This window comes from Morganella psychrotolerans (genome assembly GCF_001676055.1).
Taxonomy (GTDB): Bacteria; Pseudomonadota; Gammaproteobacteria; order Enterobacterales; family Enterobacteriaceae; genus Morganella; species Morganella psychrotolerans_B.
Window position 1 is genome coordinate 1 of sequence record NZ_LZEX01000026.1, and the last position, 2,438, is coordinate 2,438.

The 2,438-nt window shown below is 52.0% G+C and carries 1 rRNA gene; it reads left to right on the top strand.

What is annotated here, in order from left to right:
* Positions 1–2,407, top strand: a 23S ribosomal RNA gene (locus AYY17_RS13790); the annotation flags it as partial.
* Positions 2,408–2,438: the final 31 nt, after the last annotated feature.

Consider the following 2,438-nt stretch of genomic DNA (forward strand, 5'->3'; position numbering starts at 1 on the left):
AAAAAGAACCTGAAACCGTGTACGTACAAGCAGTGGGAGCACCCTTGTGGTGTGACTGCGTACCTTTTGTATAATGGGTCAGCGACTTATATTCTGTAGCAAGGTTAACCGAATAGGGGAGCCGCAGGGAAACCGAGTCTTAACTGGGCGATTTAGTTGCAGGGTATAGACCCGAAACCCGGTGATCTAGCCATGGGCAGGTTGAAGGTTGGGTAACACTAACTGGAGGACCGAACCGACTAATGTTGAAAAATTAGCGGATGACTTGTGGCTGGGGGTGAAAGGCCAATCAAACCGGGAGATAGCTGGTTCTCCCCGAAAGCTATTTAGGTAGCGCCTCGTGAATTTATCTCCGGGGGTAGAGCACTGTTTCGGCTAGGGGGTCATCCCGACTTACCAACCCGATGCAAACTACGAATACCGGAGAATATTATCACGGGAGACACACGGCGGGTGCTAACGTTCGTCGTGAAGAGGGAAACAACCCAGACCGCCGGCTAAGGTCCCAAAGTCATAATTAAGTGGGAAACGAAGTGGGAAGGCTCAGACAGCCAGGATGTTGGCTTAGAAGCAGCCATCATTTAAAGAAAGCGTAATAGCTCACTGGTCGAGTCGGCCTGCGCGGAAGATGTAACGGGGCTAAATTATGCACCGAAGCCGCGGCAGCGATATGTAAATATTGTTGGGTAGGGGAGCGTTCTGTAAGCCTGCGAAGGTGACCTGTGAGGGTTGCTGGAGGTATCAGAAGTGCGAATGCTGACATAAGTAACGATAATGCGGGTGAAAAACCCGCACGCCGGAAGACCAAGGGTTCCTGTTCAACGTTAATCGGAGCAGGGTGAGTCGACCCCTAAGGCGAGGCTGAAAAGCGTAGTCGATGGATAACGGGTTAATATTCCCGTACTGGTGATAACTGCGAAGGGGGGACGGAGAAGGCTAAATCATCCGGGCGACGGTTGTCCCGGTTTAAGCGTGAAGGTGGACTGACCAGGAAAATCCGGTTGGTTATTAAACACTGAGGCGTGACGACGAGCCACTACGGTGGTGAAGTGATTGATGCCCTGCTTCCTGGAAAAGCCTCTAAGCATCAGGTTATCATTAATCGTACCCCAAACCGACACAGGTGGTCAGGTAGAGAATACTCAGGCGCTTGAGAGAACTCGGGTGAAGGAACTAGGCAAAATGGTGCCGTAACTTCGGGAGAAGGCACGCTGGCATTAGGTGAAGTGGTTAACCCATGGAGCTGAAGCCAGCCGCAGATACCAGCTGGCTGCAACTGTTTATTAAAAACACAGCACTGTGCAAACACGAAAGTGGACGTATACGGTGTGACGCCTGCCCGGTGCCGGAAGGTTAATTGATGGGGTTAGCGCAAGCGAAGCTCCTGATCGAAGCCCCGGTAAACGGCGGCCGTAACTATAACGGTCCTAAGGTAGCGAAATTCCTTGTCGGGTAAGTTCCGACCTGCACGAATGGCGTAATGATGGCCAGGCTGTCTCCACCCGAGACTCAGTGAAATTGAACTCGCTGTGAAGATGCAGTGTACCCGCGGCAAGACGGAAAGACCCCGTGAACCTTTACTATAGCTTGACACTGAACATTGAATCTTGATGTGTAGGATAGGTGGGAGGCAACGAAATGTGGACGCCAGTCTGCATGGAGCCAACCTTGAAATACCACCCTTTAACATTTGATGTTCTAACCCGGGTCCATAATCTGGATCGGGGACCGTGTCTGGTGGGTAGTTTGACTGGGGCGGTCTCCTCCCAAAGAGTAACGGAGGAGCACGAAGGTTGGCTAAGCATGGTCGGACATCATGCGGTTAGTGCAAAGGCATAAGCCAGCTTGACTGCGAGAGTGACAGCTCGAGCAGGTACGAAAGTAGGTCTTAGTGATCCGGTGGTTCTGAATGGAAGGGCCATCGCTCAACGGATAAAAGGTACTCCGGGGATAACAGGCTGATACCGCCCAAGAGTTCATATCGACGGCGGTGTTTGGCACCTCGATGTCGGCTCATCACATCCTGGGGCTGAAGTAGGTCCCAAGGGTATGGCTGTTCGCCATTTAAAGTGGTACGCGAGCTGGGTTTAGAACGTCGTGAGACAGTTCGGTCCCTATCTGCCGTGGGCGTTGGAAGATTGAGAGGGGCTGCTCCTAGTACGAGAGGACCGGAGTGGACGCACCACTGGTGTACGGGTTGTGATGCCAATTGCATTGCCCGGTAGCTAAGTGCGGAAAAGATAACCGCTGAAAGCATCTAAGCGGGAAACTTGCCTCGAGATGAGTCTTCCCTGACCCTTTAAGGGTCCTGAAGGAACGTTTGAGACTAAGACGTTGATAGGCTGGGTGTGTAAGTGCAGCGATGCATTGAGCTAACCAGTACTAATGAACCGAGAGGCTTAACCTGACAACACCGAAGGTGTTTTGAGTTGAGAGAC